This is a genomic window from Aquimarina sediminis (genome assembly GCF_002895435.1).
In the GTDB taxonomy this organism is placed as follows: Bacteria; Bacteroidota; Bacteroidia; order Flavobacteriales; family Flavobacteriaceae; genus Aquimarina; species Aquimarina sediminis.
In genome coordinates this window covers 128,117-150,446 of the sequence record NZ_POYJ01000015.1, presented here as the reverse complement: position 1 = coordinate 150,446, position 22,330 = coordinate 128,117, and the positions used below count along the sequence as shown (strand labels likewise).

The 22,330-nt window shown below is 34.4% G+C and carries 16 protein-coding genes; 12 read left to right on the top strand and 4 right to left on the bottom strand.

What is annotated here, in order from left to right:
* Together C1X07_RS22965 and C1X07_RS22960 are read right to left on the bottom strand one after the other, a co-directional pair.
* On the bottom strand, positions 1-800 hold an 800-nt coding region (locus C1X07_RS22965), incomplete at its 3' end, for a SpvB/TcaC N-terminal domain-containing protein (protein ID WP_317046150.1).
* Between the two features lie 203 nt (positions 801-1,003).
* A complete protein-coding gene (locus C1X07_RS22960; protein ID WP_103072395.1) occupies positions 1,004-1,477 on the bottom strand; it encodes a hypothetical protein in 474 nt (157 codons plus the stop codon).
* 1,024 nt (positions 1,478-2,501) lie between these two features.
* Between C1X07_RS22960 and C1X07_RS22955 the strand changes: the two genes are divergently transcribed.
* The 5 genes from C1X07_RS22955 to C1X07_RS22935 all read left to right on the top strand — a co-directional run bounded on the left by C1X07_RS22955 (position 2,502) and on the right by C1X07_RS22935 (position 12,804).
* The gene (locus C1X07_RS22955) at positions 2,502-3,251 is read left to right on the top strand and encodes a DUF6261 family protein (RefSeq protein WP_103072394.1); all 750 of its coding nucleotides are present in this window, start codon (positions 2,502-2,504) and stop codon (positions 3,249-3,251) included.
* A 461-nt stretch (positions 3,252-3,712) separates the two neighbouring features.
* On the top strand, positions 3,713-4,858 hold the full coding sequence (locus C1X07_RS22950) for a DegT/DnrJ/EryC1/StrS family aminotransferase (protein ID WP_103072393.1): 1,146 nt from the start codon (positions 3,713-3,715) through the stop codon (positions 4,856-4,858).
* 151 nt (positions 4,859-5,009) lie between these two features.
* Positions 5,010-7,910 carry a DEAD/DEAH box helicase gene (locus tag C1X07_RS22945; protein WP_103072392.1) on the top strand — a complete coding sequence of 967 codons (2,901 nt, stop codon included), beginning with the start codon at positions 5,010-5,012 and terminating at the stop codon, positions 7,908-7,910.
* 449 nt (positions 7,911-8,359) lie between these two features.
* On the top strand, positions 8,360-12,364 hold the full coding sequence (locus C1X07_RS22940) for a chemotaxis protein CheB (RefSeq protein WP_103072391.1): 4,005 nt from the start codon (positions 8,360-8,362) through the stop codon (positions 12,362-12,364).
* On the top strand, positions 12,361-12,804 hold the full coding sequence (locus C1X07_RS22935) for a response regulator (RefSeq protein WP_103072390.1): 444 nt from the start codon (positions 12,361-12,363) through the stop codon (positions 12,802-12,804). Before C1X07_RS22940 ends, C1X07_RS22935 begins: the two co-directional genes overlap by 4 nt.
* A 50-nt stretch (positions 12,805-12,854) precedes the next feature.
* Here the strand turns inward: C1X07_RS22935 and C1X07_RS22930 are convergent, their stop codons facing one another.
* Positions 12,855-13,301: a BLUF domain-containing protein gene (locus C1X07_RS22930; RefSeq protein ID WP_103072389.1), complete on the bottom strand. Its 447-nt coding sequence runs from the start codon at positions 13,299-13,301 to the stop codon at positions 12,855-12,857.
* Positions 13,302-13,574: 273 nt separating this feature from the next.
* Between C1X07_RS22930 and C1X07_RS22925 the strand changes: the two genes are divergently transcribed.
* The 7 genes from C1X07_RS22925 (at position 13,575) to C1X07_RS22890 (ending at position 21,305) form a co-directional block, all read left to right on the top strand.
* Complete coding sequence (locus C1X07_RS22925) at positions 13,575-14,849, top strand: metal-dependent hydrolase family protein (RefSeq protein ID WP_103072388.1); 1,275 nt, start codon at positions 13,575-13,577, stop codon at positions 14,847-14,849.
* A 6-nt stretch (positions 14,850-14,855) separates the two neighbouring features.
* Complete coding sequence (locus tag C1X07_RS22920) at positions 14,856-15,599, top strand: phosphodiester glycosidase family protein (protein ID WP_103072387.1); 744 nt, start codon at positions 14,856-14,858, stop codon at positions 15,597-15,599.
* Positions 15,600-16,161: 562 nt separating this feature from the next.
* Positions 16,162-16,797 (top strand): LysE family translocator, encoded by a 636-nt coding sequence (locus C1X07_RS22910; protein ID WP_103072385.1) that lies wholly within the window; start codon positions 16,162-16,164, stop codon positions 16,795-16,797.
* Positions 16,798-16,860: 63 nt separating this feature from the next.
* Complete coding sequence (locus tag C1X07_RS22905; RefSeq protein WP_103072384.1) at positions 16,861-17,871, top strand: sensor histidine kinase; 1,011 nt, start codon at positions 16,861-16,863, stop codon at positions 17,869-17,871.
* A gap of 17 nt (positions 17,872-17,888) precedes the next feature.
* A complete protein-coding gene (locus C1X07_RS22900; RefSeq protein WP_103072383.1) occupies positions 17,889-18,656 on the top strand; it encodes a LytR/AlgR family response regulator transcription factor in 768 nt (255 codons plus the stop codon).
* A gap of 167 nt (positions 18,657-18,823) precedes the next feature.
* Positions 18,824-19,768: a TolB-like translocation protein gene (locus tag C1X07_RS22895; protein ID WP_206604269.1), complete on the top strand. Its 945-nt coding sequence runs from the start codon at positions 18,824-18,826 to the stop codon at positions 19,766-19,768.
* 259 nt (positions 19,769-20,027) lie between these two features.
* Complete coding sequence (locus C1X07_RS22890; protein ID WP_103072382.1) at positions 20,028-21,305, top strand: alpha/beta hydrolase-fold protein; 1,278 nt, start codon at positions 20,028-20,030, stop codon at positions 21,303-21,305.
* 79 nt (positions 21,306-21,384) lie between these two features.
* On the opposite strand, the gene fabD is transcribed toward C1X07_RS22890, so the two are convergent.
* Entirely contained in the window at positions 21,385-22,266 is an 882-nt protein-coding gene (gene fabD, locus C1X07_RS22885; protein ID WP_103072381.1) for an ACP S-malonyltransferase, read from the bottom strand.
* Positions 22,267-22,330 lie beyond the last annotated feature (64 nt).

Below are 22,330 nucleotides of genomic sequence, written 5' to 3'. Positions count from 1 at the left end.
TAATTACGGTATGCAGTACCATTGGCAGTTACTTTGATTTTCTTAAGCAAGCTTTTTCTAACAAAACCTAATCCTCCGGCATTTGAGTGTTCTCCGCGTTCCCGGCTATGGTATTCAAATTTGATTTCGTTGATAGGAGCTGCACTCGCTTTGGCTCCATAGGTAATTTTGTCTATGGATAAAGTACGCCTGTCATTTCCTTTAATTTTGTAATAATAGTTGATCCTGATTCCTTGCGAATTATCCCAGTTGGTAATGGCATATTCCAACTGTGATCGTCCTCCGTTAAGCCCATAATGTGCCTTTGACCCATCGGGGTATAGTACGGTAAAATAGGCAGGTCCATAGGCTGCACCATAAGGAGAGGTTCCATGGGAGGTAATTTTAAGGTTTGAATATTTCTCTGTCTGATAAATAGCGCCATTGGCTCCATAACTTCCTCCTTTTAACATCAATCTTTGCCCATCGAGTGCAAAGCGATCCTTGTTATCAAAATCCACAGGATCAAGAACTCCATCATGATATTTGGTAGCAGGGATACGGGTAATGGTAGATAAACCAGAAATACCCCAGCCCCAGCCAGCAATACCATTGCTCCCCTGGCTGTTATACGAAATTGCAATTTCGGGAGCTACTCCTGCGATCCCGGGAGGTACTGCTATTGGCACGGTATAATTAGCTCCCCCGGTTAGCGATACCGAAAGTGCACCCGGGGTTTCCCCAATTCCTGAACTAGCAGAACGGGTTGTGCTTACAGTCGATCTGGTAGCCGTACCCTGATTACTACCGGATAAGGACAAGGTCTCGGTGGTTTCAACATTTGCGCTGTGCTCCTCATATGTAAAGTCTTCAACAGGATTTAGGTTAGTATAATCTTGTGAGTATACCTGTATGCCTGTACAAAATAGTACAAAGAGGCATATATAATGAATAGATTCGTTTTCATCTATTTATGCTTTTAAAAGTTAGTACTATACTGTCTAAAAAAACAGTATGAAAAATATTAGAGTTTGATGATCTTCTTTTGTATTGAAGATACCTCCGGGGTATTGAGATAAAATATCACAAGGTATAGACCAGAAGGCTGATCAAAAAGATTAACTTGTACCGAGTTGTTTCCAGCACGTTCTATCTTTGTTTTTTTACTGGTAACAAGGCTTACCAGTTCAATAGCTGTGATCTGGTCAGAGAATTCTGGTTCCCACTGTAAAATGACCTCACCCGTTGTAGGATTAGGAGATACTCTAAATTTATTTGCTATAACTTCTTTGTTATCAAAGGTTAACTCATTTGTAGTAAGTACTTGTGTACTGTCTATAGCTTCTGTTGCGGTTGTGGCTGAAGTAGTAGCGACATCTCTGAGTTGCTGGTTGCCCGAAACGTCGTAGGTAAATTGTAATTTGGTGCCTGTAGTTACTTGTGCATGAGCAAAACTAAAGCAGGTGAAAGCCACCAAAAGAATGATTGTTTTTTTCATTTGTGTGAAATTTAATGGTTACTATGTATATATTGTTACGTCAAACCCAGAGTGATTCTTTTGTGGTTCACAATAGGTTAAAAAGGAATAAAACCCTTTTTTAGATCAACTGTAATACAATACAAAGAGGACTCTATGTACTACCGGTAGATTATTTTACAAAGTCTCTTTGCTGTATTGATTTTTTTGTTTTTTCTTATACCTCAGGATGACACCCGTTGGTACTTTTAGAGAAATAATTGCTTTGGTTTCATAGTGTATTGGTTATAGGTTTGTAAGCGTTTGATTGCAATGATATAAAACACTAGTTTCGTTTTTCGACACTGGGAGCAACACCAATGTTAATATTTTGTTAATTAAAAACCTTAAGTTGCTTTAAATCCCATTATTGAGGCTTGGAGGAATTTCCAACTCATTCAAAGTCTATCTGGTCTAACAATTCTAAAAGGAGAAGCCTTCTAATTTTTGGGGTCCGTTTTTTTGGTATTGTTGTGTTTTAAAAAGTAAGTGATAACGGTTTGCAGGTACGTATTACAAAAACATCTTCCAGATTTCGATGGTTACAAGAAACCAATTCATATTAACCAGGAGCCATAAAAAATAAGGATTCTCCTACTAAACTTTTAGGCAGTAAGGATTTGATTTTAAAAAATTTTAGATATTGGCACTCATCTTCCAGAATATCAAATTGAGTTATCACACTAAACCATCGCACTGAGCTGTCAAAGTGTTGTCAAAGGGCTCAAAATAACCATTATAAAAATTTACTCGATAATCGAGATTAAATACCCTCCCATGCTTACCTGGAAATCAAAAATCTGTTTCCAACGAATGCCTCGTGGGCTTACCCCGAAGTAGTTTACTAGACACCATTCCATTATTCGATAATGGCTATTCATTACGGTTTTTCATTCAAAAAACACAACCGCTATTGTAAAAAAACACATAAGCGGGGTAACATAATGCTCGACAATGACATATATGTATTAAAACAATCAATAACTTTTAAAAAATTAATAATCAAATGTTTATTACACCTTCATTTTACAAGTTTCGCAACAGCGAGTTCATCCAGTATCTAATCGATGTTAAAAAAACAGTAGTACAAAGAGATCCACAGCTTCTGCAAATTGCACCTCAAACCGCGCTATTGAATGAGCAAGTAAAAGCCATGGATAATGTTTACAAAAAACAATTAGGTAGTACCATTACTCAAGAATTAGAAGCATTGGATAAACTTAGAGATTTGGCTATTACCGGTATTCGAACTACAGTAGAAGGATACACTTACCACCATGATACGATAAAGAGTAATGCCGGCAAACTTCTACTACATAGTATTGATCAATATGGTAGTAAGATAGCCCGCCAAAATTATCAAACAGAAACCACTACTCTTCGCAATCTCACACAAGACTGGATTACAGACCCTGACTTAAAAATTGCCTTGAGTAATCTACATCTTACAGAATGGGCTAAGGAATTAGAAAAAACCAATGACTCATTTAACACCAAATATCTGGAACGTAATACAGAGTATGCCCTGGATAGTAAAATCAACGTAACCGAGCTTAGAGACAATGCCAAAAAAAGCTATGATGAGCTTATTAACCATATAGTCGCACATGCTACCTTAACTCCTTCTGAGGAATATGATATTGTCATAAAAGAAATCAATACTCTAACAGAACAGTATAATATACTGGTCGAAAAAAGAGAAACCAGTACAGATAGTGATAATACAACAGATGGTGACAGCACTACAGAAGAGTAATCTCTATAAAATCAAAAAAGCTTCTTGCACCAGGTAGGAACAAAGTCTAACGTCAAAAAAACTTCCCGCACCAGGTAGGAACAAAATCTAACGTTAAAAAAACTTCCTGCACTAGGTAGGAACAAAATCTAACGTTAAAAAAGCTTCCTGCACCGGGTAGGAACAAAATCTAACGTTAAAAAAGCTTCCTGCACCGGGTAGGAACAAAATCTAATATTAGAAAAGCTTGCTGCGTCATGCAGCAAGCTTTTTTATTGATCTCCAATGAGTCCCTCAATATGGTGCCCAAAAATATATTTCATTCCAAAACTAAACTACCTCTGGCAAGCCATGGAACATTTATTCTCCATTACCGAGTAAGCTTTGGTGAATTAACTAGCAGTCTCGCAATAAAAAGAATATTACATTGGCAGACGTTTCAATATTTTGTACTTTCGTGAGGTTACAATACACACACATTTATGAAGAAGATACAAATGGTTGACCTTAAGGGTCAATACGAGCAAATCAAAGAACGTGTAGACTCGTCTGTTCTTGATGTTATACAATCAACCGCTTTTATTAACGGTCCCGAAGTTCATAGTTTTCAAAAAGAATTAGAAGAATATTTAGATGTAAAACATGTGATCCCATGTGCCAATGGTACCGATGCACTGCAAATAGCTATGATGGGACTGGGTTTACAACCTGGAGATGAAGTAATTACGGCAGATTTTACCTTTGCCGCTACAGTAGAAGTAATCGCTCTATTGCAATTAACCCCTGTATTGGTAGATGTAGAACCCGATTCTTTTAATATTGATCCAGAAGCTATAAAAAAAGCAATAACGCCAAAGACCAAAGCAATTGTACCAGTACACCTATTTGGACAGTCTGCAAATATGGATGCTATTATGGCAATTGCAAAGGAGCATAATTTGTATGTTATAGAAGATAACGCCCAGGGTATAGGAGGAAACTATCATTCTAAAGATGGGAGTGTTTCTAAATCCGGAACTATAGGGCATGTAGCTTCTACTTCTTTTTTCCCTTCTAAGAACTTGGGATGTTATGGTGATGGTGGAGCTATCTTTACCAATGATGATGACCTTGCACATATCATTAGAGGAGTGGTAAATCATGGGATGTATAAAAGGTATCACCATGATGTTGTAGGTGTAAACTCTCGATTAGACTCTATACAAGCAGCAGTTTTGAGAGCAAAACTCCCTAATCTGGATGCCTATAATACTGCTCGAAGAGAAGCTGCAAAAAAATATACAGCAGCCTTTACTGATCAGGAACATATTATTACACCAGAGATTATTGCCACAGAAGATACGCATGTATTTCACCAATACACCCTTAGAGTAATTGATGTAGATCGAGACGCGTTAGCAAAACACCTTAATGACAATGGAATCCCATGTGGTGTCTACTACCCAATCCCTTTGCATAGCCAAAAAGCATATCTGGATGATCGCTATAATGAAGCCGATTTCCCGATAACTAATCAATTGGTAAAAGAAGTTATTTCACTACCTATGCACACAGAGTTGGATGATGAACAAATTGATTTTATCACCAAAACTGTTATTGATTTTGTAAGTAAATCTGTTATCGTATAAATTGTAAAAAACTATAATTTCAGGCAAAGCCGAAGCACATTAGAGAATCTCTTCTTTGATATACTTCGGCTTTGTCTACACTAATAAAGAAAAGAGAACTACACCATTCTCAAAACCAAATCTAACCTTTAAAAAACCATTCGCTTTTTTTATGGATTCATTTTGTATCTGTTATAATCTTGTAGACAATAATTTCCCAGAAATCCCTTCTTTACCAGAAGCATATATTGTACCAATAACAAATGAACGCCTTGGCTATGTAGAAAAACAAGCCACTCCCCAAACTATTGAGAGCTATAAAATAGTATTTCGGGATACTCCCCACGAACAGTTATTAGACATATGCTCTTCTCTTAAAATCCCCGTATTAGAACAGAAATTTGCTCCAGCAAAAAGGAGAAAAAATTCAACTTTTTCAGATGTATTAAAAGACCCTAAAGTAAAAGAGGTGATACTTGCTTATATAAGTAAAAAACTATCAGACTTCTATTCCTTAGCTGTCCAAAATCAATATCTGGTTTGTCATAATGCCCAAAGAAAAGATCCATTTGAAAATCATAAGCTGTCTATTAGCCAAAATGTTCTTCAACCCATACTTGAGTTTACCAAAACCGATGAGGGTATTGAGTATGCTTTTTCACTAAAGAATGATCAAACACAGATAATTCCAAAAAATCATAATATCCATATCCTTCTTAATGAACCTTCATGGATTATTATTGACAAATCTATCTATCAAATTGAAAACCTAAATGCTAATAAGTTAAAACCTTTTTTTGATAAAGAAAAGATCACCATTGCTCATAAGCATATTAAGATTTATTTAGAGAAAGTAATTATACCTATTATCAAAAATGTAGATGTCATAACTCATGGTTTTGATATCATTACGCATAATACGGTAACATCCTATGGAATCGAAATTATCCAGGATTTTATCCAGAACATCTATGTTGCAAAAGTAGTTTTTGAATATAATTCGGTTTTCTTTGATTACAACAGTTCAAAATCCACGGTTTCAAATGTCCTGTTCGAAAACGATAATCAAATTCAGATTGTTCAAACCAAACGTAATCCTGAAGCCGAACAAGAAATTATTAATCTGCTAACCACTAAAGGGCTGGAGGTAAACAATAATCTGCTGCTAGAAACTAATGTATCCAAAGATTCTTTTGAAATTCTAAACTGGTTAAAATCAAATAAAACCCAATTAGAAGCAGATGGATTTGATATACAATTGCCTCAATTAGATGGCAAGATCATCAATATCACTCCACATAGTATTGACGTTGGCAGTCAACAAGAAAATGATTGGTTTGATATCAAGGGTATTGTTAGTATTGGAGATCAGGAAATTCCTTTTTCGAGATTTGTAAAGTACATCAAGCTAAACAATCGTTTTTTTCCTATCGATGATGATCAGGTTTTTGTGATTCCACAAGAGTGGATGACACGTTATAAAAAATTGGTTGATTTTGGTCAAATAAAAGATGATAATTTGCGCATTGCAAAAAGTAATTATACACTTTTAAAAGATCTTATCCCACCTGAAGAAATTAATATCTCAGAGGTTGCTGAGCAAGAGTACACACCTTCATCAAAACTTAAGGCTACATTACGTCCATATCAGGAAGAAGGCGTGCAATGGCTGGTTAATCACCATTATCATAAGCTAGGAGCATGTCTGGCAGATGATATGGGATTAGGAAAAACATTACAAACCATTGCAATGTTGCTTTTTGCCAAAGAACAATTAACGCCAATAACAGGAGAAGAGAAAAAAGTTAGACTAGATCTCTTTGACGATCCTTTAGAAGTAAAAACGTATCTAAAAGCTCTGATTGTACTACCTTCTTCTTTAGTATTTAACTGGGCACAAGAGATATTAAAATTCGCATCACATCTTAATATCGTTAAATATACGGGATCTGACCGTAAAAAAATCACCCCCTATCTAGAAACCTATGATGTTATTCTTACCACTTATGCAACGGTTTCAAAAGATATTGACATCTTAAAAAAGATAAATTTCACATACCTCATCACCGATGAGAGTCAACAAATCAAAAACAAAGAATCTAAAATTTTTAAGGCAATAAACACTATCAACACCTCTCATAAGATTTCTTTGAGTGGTACCCCCATAGAAAATTCTTTATCAGATCTCTGGTCTCAGATGGAGTTTATTAATCCAGGAATGCTTGGTAGTTACTCATTTTTTAAAGATCACTTCAAAACACCAATCGAAAAACATCAGAACCAAGAGCGTATTAATGAGCTAAAAACTTTGATCGACCCTTTTATCCTAAGAAGAACCAAAGAACAGGTAGCCAAAGATCTCCCAAAATTATCAGAACAGGTTGTATATACAGAGATGCTCCCTGAGCAAGAAAAACAATATGAATCTCAAAAATCTGCAGCCCGAAACTTGTTGTTAGGGATTGATTCGGTCTCTACCAACAAGATACATATCATTAATACACTTACTAAACTGCGCCAAATTGTTAACCATCCTAAACTTATAGATAAAGAAACAGAGCATCCATCAGGAAAATTTAAAGATGTCACTAGCCATATAGATACTCTTGTCAAGGCAAACAAAAAAGTACTCATTTTTAGCTCATTCGTATCACACCTTAATTTGTATCAAGAGTGGTGCAGGCAACAAAATATTAGCTATGTAACGCTTACAGGTCAAACTAAAGGAACAGATAGAGAAGCCGTGGTCTATGAGTTTCAAAAAAATGAAGCCGTTTCTTTGTTTTTTATCTCTCTAAAAGCGGGTGGTGTTGGATTAAATCTCACAAAAGCATCTTATGTAATACTATTGGACCCCTGGTGGAATCCATTTATAGAAAAACAAGCCATTGCCCGATCCCACCGCATCGGACAAACCAACAATGTAATGGTTACCAGATTTATTACCAAAAACACTATTGAAGAAAAGATACTACAACTTCAGGAAAAGAAAAAAGGACTGTCTGATGAGATAATAGATATCAATACAATGCCACAGTATATAGAGCAAGATTTAGATGAATTGCTAAAATAACCTCTTTTAATCTGTCTTGATCTTAAAACTACGGTTTGACAATTTTATGTATTCCTAATTTTCAAAAAAAATAAGAATCAAGTCATGTTTTAAATTTATCCGACTTGTAAAAATTTCAAAAAACTAGATGTATCCCTCACAGATATCAAAATCCTATAGAATTTTGATATCTGTGATTTTTTATGTTAAAAATTATGATAATCTTTACAAGTAATAAATAATTTTACAAATATCTCAAAACTCCCATGTCCACAGGGGTTTCTACAAAATAAAATCAAAAAAACCAACAACGGATTAACCATAATCACCTTACTGTCAGACAAATAAGCTTACAAAAAAAGTTTTTTTTGTTCTTGTTTTTTTTTATCTTAGAAATACCCTTTTGATTAAAACGCCCCCTCTTTTATTTCTGTACTGTTATTTTTCATCATTTATCTATTTCATAACATATGAAGAAAGAATTAGTTCAAAAACGTAAAAGAACGAATAAAAAAACTTCCTACATTATTGGCATCGGCTGCTCGGCCGGAGGCTTAAATGCATTACAGGATTTTTTTAATTCATGTCCTGTTAATACAGGTTATGCATTTGTTGTCATACAACATTTGTCTCCCAATTACAAAAGTCTTATGCCAGAATTATTATCCCGACACACCAAAATGACGGTCTGTGAAGCAAAGGACGAAAACACATTAGAACCTGATCATATTTATCTAATTCCGGGAAACAAAAATATAATCATACAAGACAAAAAACTCTTATTAATCTCTCGTTCTCAAAGAGATCAGGTTAATTTCCCTATAGATATCTTCTTTAGTTCACTTGCTATAGAACAACAAGAAAAAGCAATTGGTATTATTCTTTCAGGAACAGGTTCTGATGGTACAAAAGGAGCTATGGCTATAAAAAAAGCAGGAGGAGTACTATTTATACAAAACCCTGAAGATTCTAATTTTGATGGTATGCCTATAAGTGCTATTTCTAATGGGTTAAGTGATTTTGTATTAAAAGCTGACGAAATACCCAACAGGTTAATTTCATTTATCGAGAACATAAAATCTGGGCGCCCTTTTTCTCCAATTGATTATCCAGATCAAAAATCAATCAATAAAATTTTAGAAATTTTGAAAAGTGGAATTGAGTACGATTTTTTCTCCTATAAAAAACCTACTCTTTCCAGATCGATCACAAAAAGAACAAAAGCAACCAAAAATCAATCTATAGAAAATTACATAAAGTATTTAGAGAACAACATAGAAGAGCAACATATACTGGTTAATAAATTTCTAATCGGTATTACTTCATTTTTTAGAGATAGTGACGCATACGACATTATCAAAAACAAAGTAATTCCTAACCTTATAAAGAAAAAAACCGATGATACCAATATTATCAAAATATGGGTGGTAGGTTGTTCTACTGGAGAAGAAGCATATTCTTTAGCTATGCTCTTTGAAGAATATTTAGAATCTACAACATCTCAAGGCATAGAATATAAAATTTTTGCAACAGACATTGATCAAAAATCCATCGATATTGCATCAAAAGGCATTTACAAGACAATCGACTCTGGCTTATCTCAAGAACGACTCTCCAAATATTTTATCAAAAAAGAAGATAACCACCATGTAAGTCCTTATGTTCGACAGAAAATCATTTTTTCTAAGCACAATGTACTAAAAGACCCTCCATTTAATAAAGTGGATTTTGTCTCCTGTAGAAACATGTTGATTTATATGGATAGTACAATTCAACGTCAAGTATTAACTACAATTCACAAAGTACTAAATCAGGATGGATACCTTTTTCTAGGAAGCTCTGAAAGCCTTGGCACACTGGATAATCTTTTTGAAAAAATAAATTTTAAGTGGAAAATCTATATCAAACACTTCAGCAACATTTCCAAAAAAATCAGTACTATCAACAAATGGAAAGTAGACCAAACCAATTATCCCAAGATCGATAAATCAAAATATACCAAACAACCTTTTGAGGAAAAGATCGAGAAATCAATAAATCAAATATTGATGAATGAGTTGGATGCGGTAAGCATAAGTGTTGATAAAAATTTTGAGATCATTCACGCTTTTGGAAAAATAAAAAACTACCTCAACTTTCCTGAAGAAGGCTTTTCCAATAATTTACTAAAAATGCTACCAAATGAATATCGTATTCCACTCATCACCAGTATCCGAAAATTATCTATAGACTCTATAGATTCGATTAAAAAGCAGGTAAAGTTTTCTGTTGAAAAAAACATGCTAAGAATAGTAAACATCCTGATACATCGTATCAAAATGACCTCTGTTAATTATGAATCTTTTCTTATTACATTTTTAGAAGAAACCAAAAAAGAAGAAAAAACGGTTACTGCAATAAATAATTTATCTCAAAATAGTGATATTGAAGAATTAGAAAAAACTCTAAATGAAACTAAGCGTGATTTACAATCTATAATAAAAGAATTGGAAAGTTCTAATGAAGAAATGCAAATGACCAATGAAGAGCTTCTGGCAACTAACGAAGAATTACAAAGTACTAATGAAGAACTACAATCTGTAAATGAAGAATTACATACCGTAAACGGAGAGTTGCAGGAAAAAAACACATTATTGATTCAATTAAATTCTGATATGGAAAATTTGGTAAAAAACATCAATATTGGAACCATATTTTTAGATAAACAATTAAGGATAAGAAAATTTACACCTTCCATAAATGAGCACTTTCAATTACGTGCAGAAGATATAGGAAGACCCATTAATCATTTTTCGGGTACGCTCGGTGGAGAAAATCTAGCTATGTACTCAAAAAATGTGATACAAACACTGCAGCCTTATAAAAAAGAGGTTCAAAACTCACTTGGCAACTGGTTTATGATGGAAATATATCCTTATAAGCAGCATAAAGATAATATAGAAGGGGTCGTTGTCAATTTTATAAATGTTCATAATATAAAAGAAGTCTACTCTGATAAAGAAAAACTGAATGATTTCTTAACTCATATTATGAATGCAAACCCTGCTATCATATACATATACGATATTCAAAAGCATGAATATATTTATAGCAGCAGTGATATTTTGAGAGCTGCTGGATATACTTCTGCCGACATCCAGAAAATGAGCCCAAAAATATTAAAGAAAATTGTACATCCTGATGATTACTTAATGGTAATGAATCATTACAAAAAGCTTAAGACCATTAAAGAAAAAGATGTCTTGCAAATTGAATATAGAGTAGTACATAAAACTAAAGGAAACTATGTGTGGGTAATGTGCACAGACAAACTAAATGAAACAGACGATCAAGGAAAAACAAAAAATATTCTAGGAGTAATCAATGTTATAACTAAAGCCAAAGCTATGGAACTGCAATTAAAAGAAAGTCAGGAACGATACCAGTTAGCAATTATGGGATCGGGAGCAGGGCTATGGGAATGGAGCAACCTATCTACCGATGATGCCTGGTGGTCTGATGAGTTTCTAAAACTCTTGGGATATCACTCAAAAAAAGAATTACCCACTTTCTCTTCTCTTATAAAAATGATTCATCCAAAACAAGCAGAAGCTTTTCAGGACAAGATACATAATCATATTAAAAAAGGGGAAAGTTTTGAACATGAATTACAACTAAAAACCTATAAAAATGGATACAAATGGTTTTTGATAAGTGCACAAGTACAACTAAATCCTACAAATAAAATTCAAAAAGTAGTTGGCACCTTAAAAGATATTCATGAAAGAAAAAAAGGGGAAAAGAAAATGATAGAACTTAATGAAGAATTAGAACGCTTTGCCTATCTCGCCAGCCATGATCTAAAAGAACCTTTGAGAACCATCTCTAGCTTCACCAAACTTTTTAAAGATGAATACCAAAAAGACTTTGATGACAACGCCAATCAATATCTAGAATTTATTGAGAACGCCTCTAAACGTATGATTACCTTAACCAATGATTTACTAGCCTATTCGCAACTTGATAACAAATCATTAAATTTTCAACCTGTAGATACAAACCTACTCATTTCTGAAATTATAGAAGACCTTCAGCAGCATATCGAAGAAAGTAATGCCATAATTAACTATAAGAAATTACCCACTATTATCTGTGATATGATCCAGATACGTCAGCTATTTCAAAACCTGATATCTAACAGTCTAAAATATCAGAATAGTAGTCAACCCAAAATTGATATAGAATTTGAAGAAAAACGAACCCATTTTTTGTTTTCAATCCAAGATAACGGTATAGGTATCGCCCCTAAATATCACAATAAAATATTTGAAATCTTTAAACGACTTCATGGGCAAAATGATTATGATGGAACAGGCATAGGTCTGGCTAATTGTAAAAGAATCGTAAACAATCATAAAGGAAATATATGGGTAGAATCTTCTCCTGGGGAAGGAGCAACTTTTTACTTTACCATCTACAAAAATAAGAAGTCATGAAAAAAGTGAATTGTATCTTACTGGTAGATGATAGCCCCTCTACTAATTTTTTTAATAAAAAAATGATCGAAATAGCAGGTATTGCTCACCAGGTTCACGAAGCCTACAATGGAATTGAAGCTCTTGATTATCTAAATCATCAAGGTAAATTTAAACAAACCGAAGAGCAAAATGAATTTCCCAGACCCAATATCATTTTTCTAGATATTAATATGCCTCTTATGGATGGATTTGAATTTTTAGAACACTATTCTAAAATTCCTAAAGAAAATAGAGCCGAAATGATTATTGTGTTTCTTACCACCTCTAATTGGAGCAAAGACAAAATGAAAGCTATTGATACAGAAATGATATACGATTTTATAGAAAAACCTCTGGAGCAAGATAAATTGCGCACTATAGCAGAGTATTATAATACAAAATTTATGATCAGGCTCTGATATAAGCCTGATCATAAATTTTGTAATTGATGCATTCTACAACAGAGTTTTTAACTAACAGAATACGATAGTTTTTTTCTGAAACCCGATAGCTTATCAATCATACGCCAGATACTTTCGTGATTGCTACCTAGGCTATTCTTTTTACTACAATGGGTCATATAATCCATAAGAACATTTTCCATATTGATCTGAATCAAAGTAGATCTTGTTAATTGTTTCATATGCCAATTAGGAAATTTTCTACTTGTAATACCCGAAGTGCTTTCAATACTATGCACCCTATGTCTTTTATCACGATCTATATTATCCATAAGGGTGTCAATCCTATCCTGATCCCCTTCTATGTATTGCAGAAAAAATCCCTTTTCATAGTATAAATAACCGGTTATACCATATTCTACATTACAATTTGAAGCGTCAGCCGCCAGCGCTATCAGTTCATCGGCACTAAAATCTACTAATGCCTCACTAACATATACAATTCCTTTTAACATATTTATTCAAGTTGGTTAAACAATACATATTAAAGTTAAACATTTTATAATCAATAACATAAGCTAAAACAAGTTAATTTACTTGTAGATCTTATTTATTTGAATATCAAAAAATATCTGATATTATAAAGCAAAAAACCAAAACTCTATACTTTACAATTTCTAAAAGAAATCATAATCTATCCTCTAATCACAACTATTTATTATAAATTGTTCCTTTTGTATATTCAAAAACTCAATGTAACATAACTAATTCTCTTACATCTTTACACAATGAAATACATTTATACACTATTATTCATATGCATTAGCACTACATTTTTTGGGCAAGACACTTATTTACAATGTGGGAAATTGATTGATACCAAAACAGGAAAAATCCTAACCGAAAAAACGATTGTCGTGACAGGAAATAAAATCACTAGTATCAAAAGTGGTTATGTTACCGGTAAAAAAGAAGACACAACAATAGATCTTAAAGACAAAACTGTAATGCCAGGTTTAATCGATATGCATGTGCATATGGAAATGGAAACAAACCCAAAAGCATATCTACAAAGATATACTGATAATGAAGCCGACATTGCTTTTAACTCTATTGAATTTGCAGAAAAAACATTGATGGCTGGTTTTACCACTGTACGAGACCTGGGAGGAAGCGGAGTAAATATCTCTCTCAAAAAAGCAACTCAAAAAGGGAAGGTAAAAGGTCCCAGAGTATTTACCGCCGGAAAAGCACTTGCTACTACTGGAGGACATGCAGATCCAACCAATGGAAGTAAAAGATCGCTCATAGGTGATCCTGGTCCAAAAGAAGGAGTAGTCAATAGTATTGAGGATGCCAAAAAAGCCGTTAGGCAACGTTATAAAAATGGTGCCGATCTTATCAAAATAACAGCTACAGGTGGTGTACTAAGTGTTGCCAAAAGTAGTTCTAACCCCCAATTTACTATAGAAGAGATTAAAGCAATTTGCGAAACGGCCAAAGACTACGGATTTCATGTAGCCGCTCATGCTCATGGTGATGAAGGAATGCAACGTGCAGTTTTGGGAGGTGTAAAAACTATTGAACACGGTACATTGATGAGCGAAAAAACGATGGACCTGATGAAACAGCACGATGCCTATTTAGTGCCTACCATTACCGCTGGAAAAGAAGTAACCCAAAAAGCCACTATCGATGGTTATTATCCAGCTATTATTGTTCCTAAAGCACTAGAAATAGGTCCAAAAATCCAAAATACATTCAAAAAAGCATATGATCGTGGCGTTGGTATAGCCTTTGGTACAGATGCAGGAGTGTTTAAGCATGGACAAAACGGAAAAGAATTTGCATTTATGGTCGAAGCCGGAATGCCAGCCATTGCAACCATACAAAGTGCTACTATCACCAATGCGAAGATTCTGAATATGCAAGACCAAATTGGACAAATCACTCCAGGATTCTTAGCAGACATTGTTGCAGTAAACGATGACCCTACTCAAAAAATAAAAACTATGGAAAATGTGGTTTTTGTTATGAAAGATGGAATTATTTATAAGAAATAACAACCAATGAAAAAGTTAATTGGATGTATTGCATTATTGAGTGTACTACTACTGTCAGTTGGTTCTTATGTAATTAAAAAACCGCAAAATGCTACCGAAAAATCAAGGTTTTTGAGCTATGAAGTAGACCCTTCCCTTCAAAAACTAGATTTTTATTGGAAAGATCCAAATAACTCAAACTATCGGAATTTTCAAAATCTAAAATCAATACTTGAAAAACAAAATAAAGAATTGGTTTTTGCCATGAATGGGGGGATGTATAACAAAGATCTATCTCCCCAAGGACTATATATTGAAAAAGGGCAAATTAAATCTAAGGTTGACACGACCAGAAATGGCTATGGTAATTTTTATCTTCAACCAAATGGCATATTTTATTTGACAAAAAACAACCAACCTATTATTTGCACTACAGAAATATTTAAGTTCAACGAAAACATCAAATATGCCACTCAGTCTGGCCCCATGTTATTGATTAACGGGGAAATTCACTCTAAATTCAGGAAAGGTTCTTCTAACGTTCATATAAGAAACGGAGTTGGAATCCTACCTAACGGAAACTTACTTTTTGCTATCTCCAAAGAGAAAACAAATTTTTATGATTTTGCATGTTATTTTAAACAAAAAGGTTGTAAAAATGCATTGTATCTCGATGGGTTCGTTTCAAGGATTTACCTTCCTTCCAAAGAGTACTATCAGTTGGATGGAAATTTTGGAGTGATCATTGGCGAGACAAAAGAAAAAGAATAAAAACTCATCTTGATCTATAATAATCAACCCGAAGAGTATATCAAAACTTAGATGCGAAGCATGGTCTATCCCTCACACTAGATATACCGACCCTTGGTGCACTGTTACTCTTCCTCGCACTAGCTAACCCTGTCCCGGCATCAGTTGTATCGACCATCGGCATACCGTTAGCCATCCCCGCACTGATTTACTCTGTCCCTGCACAAATTATATCGACCATCGGTATACAATTACCCGTCCCCGCACTGATTTATTCCACCCCCGCACAAATTATATCGCCCATCGGCATACTCATATCTGTCCCTGCAGCACTGTGGTCTTCCCTCTCTGCGATGAATACTTAAAACCATGCGCGGATCCATAACAGTAGTCCTGTGAACAAGTGTAGGATTATCTACACATTGACCAAAATCAGTTTGCTTTGCCATCTTACCTTTTCTTACTCACAGCTATAGACAAATCAGTTGAGAATCCATTATGAATATCAAAACATCAAGAATGATTTCAATTGGCTAACAAAAAAATAATATTTTTACACCTGTAATCCAGTAAACTTATCTATATGATACCTTATAATGAACTCCTTGTATTTGCTCTTGCCTCTCTCATCATGGTTCTATCCCCTGGACCCAATATGATTTATCTCATATCCCGATCCTTATCACAAGGTAAACAGGCTGGGATTATTTCTCTTTTTGGAGTTATTTGTGGATTCCTGTTTCATATCCTTATGGTATCTTTTGGGTTGACAGCAATATTCTTTGCCGTACCTTATGCTTTTATCGTTGTAAAATTTCTGGGAGTTGGCTACCTGTTATATCTAGCATACAATACAGTAAAATCTGGTGGCTCCAAAATTTTTGACACAAACAATTCATTAAAAAAAGATAGACCCTTTAAATTATTCAATATTGGGCTTCTAACCAATGTTCTTAATCCCAAAATGGCCTTATTTTATTTATCTTTTTTTCCACAATTTATTAAGCCGGAGTACGGGTCAATTCTATCTCAGAGTTTTCTACTAGGCATTATTCAGGTCATTATAAGTTTTATGGTAAATTTTCTTATTGTCATTTCTGCTGCAAAAATGGCTAGCTGGTTTGCCAAAAATCCAATCTGGGTAAAAATACAAAAATGGTTTATGGCTTCTGTATTAACAGGGCTAGCGATAAAAATAGCTTTTGCAAAAGCAAAATAACGATATTGATACTATATTGGTGCAAAAGGCTAGATTAAATATCTAACCCTATCTTTATAATCTATGACATATCTAAAGCTTAATAAATCAGACTACAAGCTTCTTGCCTTTTACTTTATCCTGGCCACCCTCTGGGATATTGTTAAATTTTATATTGTAGATAATTCGATCTTAGAATACATTGTAGATATTCCTCTTTTTTGGGTAAAAACAATTCTTCTCCTGTTAATTTTTAAGTATTTGATTATAGAGTTACTGGTTAAAAACAAAAGGTATATATTGTTTTTTATTCTCGCATTATCCAGTGTCATTTTTATAGGTTTTTGGTCTCTTATTCTAGAATTTTGGGCGGCAGGTAATCCTATAAGCATATCAACAGATATGAGTAATGTATTATTTTATAAAAGTTACTATAACTCTGCCATAGATATTGCCATTCCTCTGGGACTGCTACTAGGCAAGAAATACTATGAAAACTTTATAAAAGTTAATCAAATTGAAAAAGAACAAAGAGAGACAGAGCTCAAATTGCTACGCTCTCAATTTGACCCGCATTTTTTGTTTAATAGTTTGAACACAATGGATGCGCTTATTGAAACGTCTCCCAAAAAGGCAAAAATATATGTCGCAAAATTAGCAGCATTATATCGCTACCTGATTCAAACCAAGGACCAAGAAGTCGTAACTCTGGAGGAAGAAATCAAACTAGCCGAAAACTATTTTTTTCTTATCGAAACAAGGTTTGGGCATTCTTATGAATTCCAAATCCCGCAAACCGATTTTCCTAAAGACAAATATCTGCCTACCGGGGCTTTACAAACAGTTCTTGAAAATGTTGTAAAACACAATAAACCAAGCAATAGCCAAGTTATCAATACCCAGATTACAATTACCCAAGATCACATCCTGGTAAAAAATAACACAACCAAAGAGTCAAAAACCGATCATTCTACAGGAAGTGGATTAGAAAATGTAAAAAAACGTTATCTTCTACTTTCGGATAGAAAAGTTCTTATCGAAGAAACCGAAACCGATTTTACCGTTTCTTTACCTCTTTTAACCCTAAAAGACTAATCCTAGCATTGGAGCATATGAATATTCTAATTTTAGAAGACGAAATTCCTGCATATGAAAAACTGACATTGTATCTCACCAAATGTCTTACAACACCATTCACCCATCACTGGTCCAGATCTGTAGAAAAAGCCTTAAAGCTACTTAGAGAAAATAAATATGATCTGATATTTTCTGACATTCAATTACTCGATGGTATTGCATTCGATATCTTTGACCAAACACCCCTTGCTACTCCCATCATATTCTGTACAGCATACGACACTTTTTTATTAGAAGCTTTTAAAACTAACGGTATAGCCTATATTTTAAAACCATACTCTGAACAAGAATTTTCTGAAGCGATTCATAAATATAAAACGCTAATTCCGTTATCGAAAAATAGTTCATCTCTCGACCATGGCATTTATAAAAATCTGAAAGAATTAATAGACCCCGAAAAGCGGCAATTCCTAAAACGTTTTGTCATCAAAAAAAGAAATGGCATCAAACTAATCGATACAGATACAATATCCCTGATTGAAGCCTGTGGTGATTTTTGTAAGATTACGGATCAAAAAGGAGGTATTCATAACACCACACAAAACATTGGCTCATTAACAAATCAATTAGATCCTAACGTTTTCTTCAGAATTAACAGAAGTCAAATGGTAAATATTAATCACATCAAAGCGATGGATAATCATAGTAAAAACAGATTGATAATAGTACTCAATGGAGTCGAACAGGGGGTCACCACTAGCTCTAGTACTACTTCAGCATTTAGAAAATGGGTGCAATTCTAAGTTTTACCCCGTCCTATTCAACCGTAAAAAGAAACTCTTTATTCCTCTTTTAGCCCAATTCAACAGTATTTAAAAGCCTTTTCTTCGACTATTGGTTATATTTAACCTAGGTTGTGTAGTACATTAAAAATTATTAATATTCTTACACCTGCACTTCAATTTTAGTTATGAAAAAAACATATCCTATTTTGATATTTATACTAGCCCTGTTAGTATATGCTTGCAATACCAAAAACGACAGAGCAAAAGCAAGTGGTTCTCTAGCTACAAAAGCATCTTATCTTGGTCAAAAACCACCTGGTATAGTGCCTAAACCTTTTGCCCCAGGTATTATTGTAAAAAAGAATTGGGAATACGGAGGCTCCTTTACACCCAACCTAAAAGAATTTTATTTCATTAGAGAAGTTGGAGAAATTGAGGAAAACAAAAAAATGGAATTTGTTGTTTTTCAATGTAAAAATAACCAATGGCAAGAGTCAGTTATATCGCCTAGAGTAGGGCAACCTTTCATCTCACCAGATGGTAAGACGATGCATTTGGGGCGAAGATATAAAGAGCGCACCGATACTGGATGGTCAGAATTAAAAAAACTTGATTCCTCTTTTCAGGAAATACAGATTATGCGCCTTACAGCTTCATCAAAAGGAACCTATGTTTTTGATGAAATAGGGATGCCAAATGGAGATGGTGTTATTCGGTACTCACGTTTAATAGATGGAAAACGTGAAAAGCCAAAACCATTTGGCAAAGAAATTAATACCGGAAAAATGAATGCACATCCTTTTATCGCCCCAGATGAATCTTATTTATTATGGGACGGAAAAAGAGAAAGTGGATATGGCAATTCTGATATCTATATTAGTTTTAAACAACAAGATGGTTCTTGGGGGGATGCTATCAATTTAGGAGAGACAATAAATACAGAAGCTTGGGAAGCCAGTGCAAGCGTAACACCAGATGGCAAATATCTTTTCTTTAATAGAAATATGGGTAAAACCAAAGCATCAGACAAATACGATAATGTAGATATTTTCTGGGTAGATGCTCAAATTATCGAAACCCTGAGAGTCAAACACAATTTTACCAAACAAAGCGATAGCCCTACCCCTTGAGTACGGTAGATTCCCCCCAAAAGACTGAGATTGTTGTTTTGAGAAATAGTTCTCAACCTCAAAAAAGCTTTTATAGACTCAACGCCTATAGGCAGAAAATAGTGGTTAACAATATAGTACAACAATCGAAGAGCTTGACCTAATCATTGTAACTACTGGTCATGATTTTGAAGATACAATAACGTCTCAGGTTTCAAAAAAATATCATACCTGCTTTTGCTAAATAACAAAACATTTAATAACATTTATCAATCGTACTATGCAAATAACAAATTTATATCTAACAGTATTTTTTCTATGGATATCTATTTTTGTAGGAAAATCACAGCAGTCACAAGAATCATTGTTAAAAATTTCATCTTCTCCCATAACCTATGGACAAAAGATTACGTTTAACTCTAAGATTCTTGAGGAAAATAGAGTAATGAACATTTATCTTCCTGATAGTTTTGAAGTAGCTTCAGAGGATCATACCTATCCGGTTATTATGCTAAGTGGTTCTCATGGCTCTCAGTTTTTCCTGACGATATCAGGCATAATAAAGCACCTTAGCTATGTAACCCGAATGCCCGAAGCTATAATAATTAGTTTTGAAGAAGAAACACATTATGCTCCAAACGTCTATACCAATGGGATGTGGTCCAGCAGAGATAAAATAGAATTCGATGCTGATCCTGATAAATTCACTAAACATCTTAAAGAAGAATTGTTTCCCTACCTCAAAAAACACTATCGGGCTGCCGATTACAGAATAATCCTTGGGGTATCAGGAAGTAGTGTATACCCGTTACATACCTTTGCCAAGGAGCCGGATCTATTCCAAGGACATATTACTATTGCCTCGGCGGATATGATAGGTATGGGATATGAACCAAACACGACATTTATCGATGTTTTTGAAGAAAGCTTTATCAAAAATCCAAACCGAAAAGCATATTTTTATCTCGGAGTGGCTTCATTAGACATGACATGGAATACATCCTATCAAACCAACCTCGATGAATTACAAAAACGCCTGGCTCCTTTTCAAAATAAAAACCTAACTCTCAAAGTTGAGATTATCCCTAATGAAGATCATTATGCCAGTGTTATGAAAGCAATACTCTCTTCTATGGAAATGATATTTCCCAGAGAAAACTGGTCTCCAAAATTCAGAGATCTTATTAAAAAGCCTGGAAATGCGTTAGAGAACATAGATGCTTTTCATAACAATCTTTCTAAAACATATGGATTCTCTATTCTTCCTAAAGCCGAACGTTGGAATAATGTGAACTCCTTGAGATTTATCGGAGGGAAGTTATTAAGAGATGGAAGAATTAAAGAATCAATACAAGTGTTTGAAAGACGAGTTAGCTATCGCCCAAGATCACCATGGGCATATAGTAGTTTAGCCAATGCATTAGAAACAGACAATCAATTTGATGCTGCATTTAAAGCACAACAAAAAGCGATTCAACTCGCCAAAAAGTATGATCCTGATTATATATCTGGGTATGAAGAAAAGCTAAATCAAATTAAAAGTAAGCTTAAACAATAAAGTAAACAAAAGTGTCTTATGAAAAAACCTCATAGGGATTGATATCCCTATGAGGTTAATGTAGAAAAATAATATTTTATTAAACCGAAGCTAAAATAGTTTCCATAGATCGGTCTACTTTTTTCACTAGTCCAGATAACACTTTTCCTGGTCCAACTTCTGTAAATGATGTCGCACCGTCTTTGATCATATTTTGCACACTTTGTGTCCATTTTACTGGTGCCGTAAGCTGTGCAATCAAATTCTTCTTAATTTCTTCAGGATCAGTTACAGCTTCTGTAGTTACATTTTGATACACCGGGCAATTAGGTGTATTAAAAGTAGTAGCTTCAATCGCTGCAGCTAGTTCTTCTCTGGCAGGCTCCATCAACGGAGAATGAAATGCTCCTCCTACAGGCAATACCAAAGCTCTCCTTGCACCTTTTTCCTTCATCCATTCGCAAGCTTTCTCAATAGCTTCAACTTCTCCAGAAATAACTAATTGACCAGGGCAGTTATAGTTAGCAGCTACCACGACTCCATCTATTGCTTTGCACCCTTCTTCTACCACCTCATCTTCCAGCCCTAAAACAGCTGCCATAGTTGATGGTTTTATTTCACATGCTTTTTGCATAGCCTTTGCTCGTTTGGATACTAATCGTAAAGCATCTTCAAAATTCAAAGTCCCATTCGCTACCAATGCTGAGAACTCACCCAAAGAATGCCCTGCCACCATATCGGGCTTAAAACTATCACCTAGTACTTTGCTTAAAATAACCGAATGCAAAAATATTGCTGGTTGCGTTACTTTAGTTTGCTTTAGCTCTTCAGGGGTACCTTCGAACATAATTTTAGTAATCTCGAAACCTAAAATATCATTGGCTTTATCAAAAAGCTCTTTTGCTATTTCAGAGTTTTCATATAGATCCAAACCCATTCCTGAAAACTGCGCCCCTTGACCGGGAAATACATATGCGTTCATATGATACTGTGTATTTAAAATTTTGACAAAAGTAAGGATTAATATTCAGTTAGCATGCCATCAT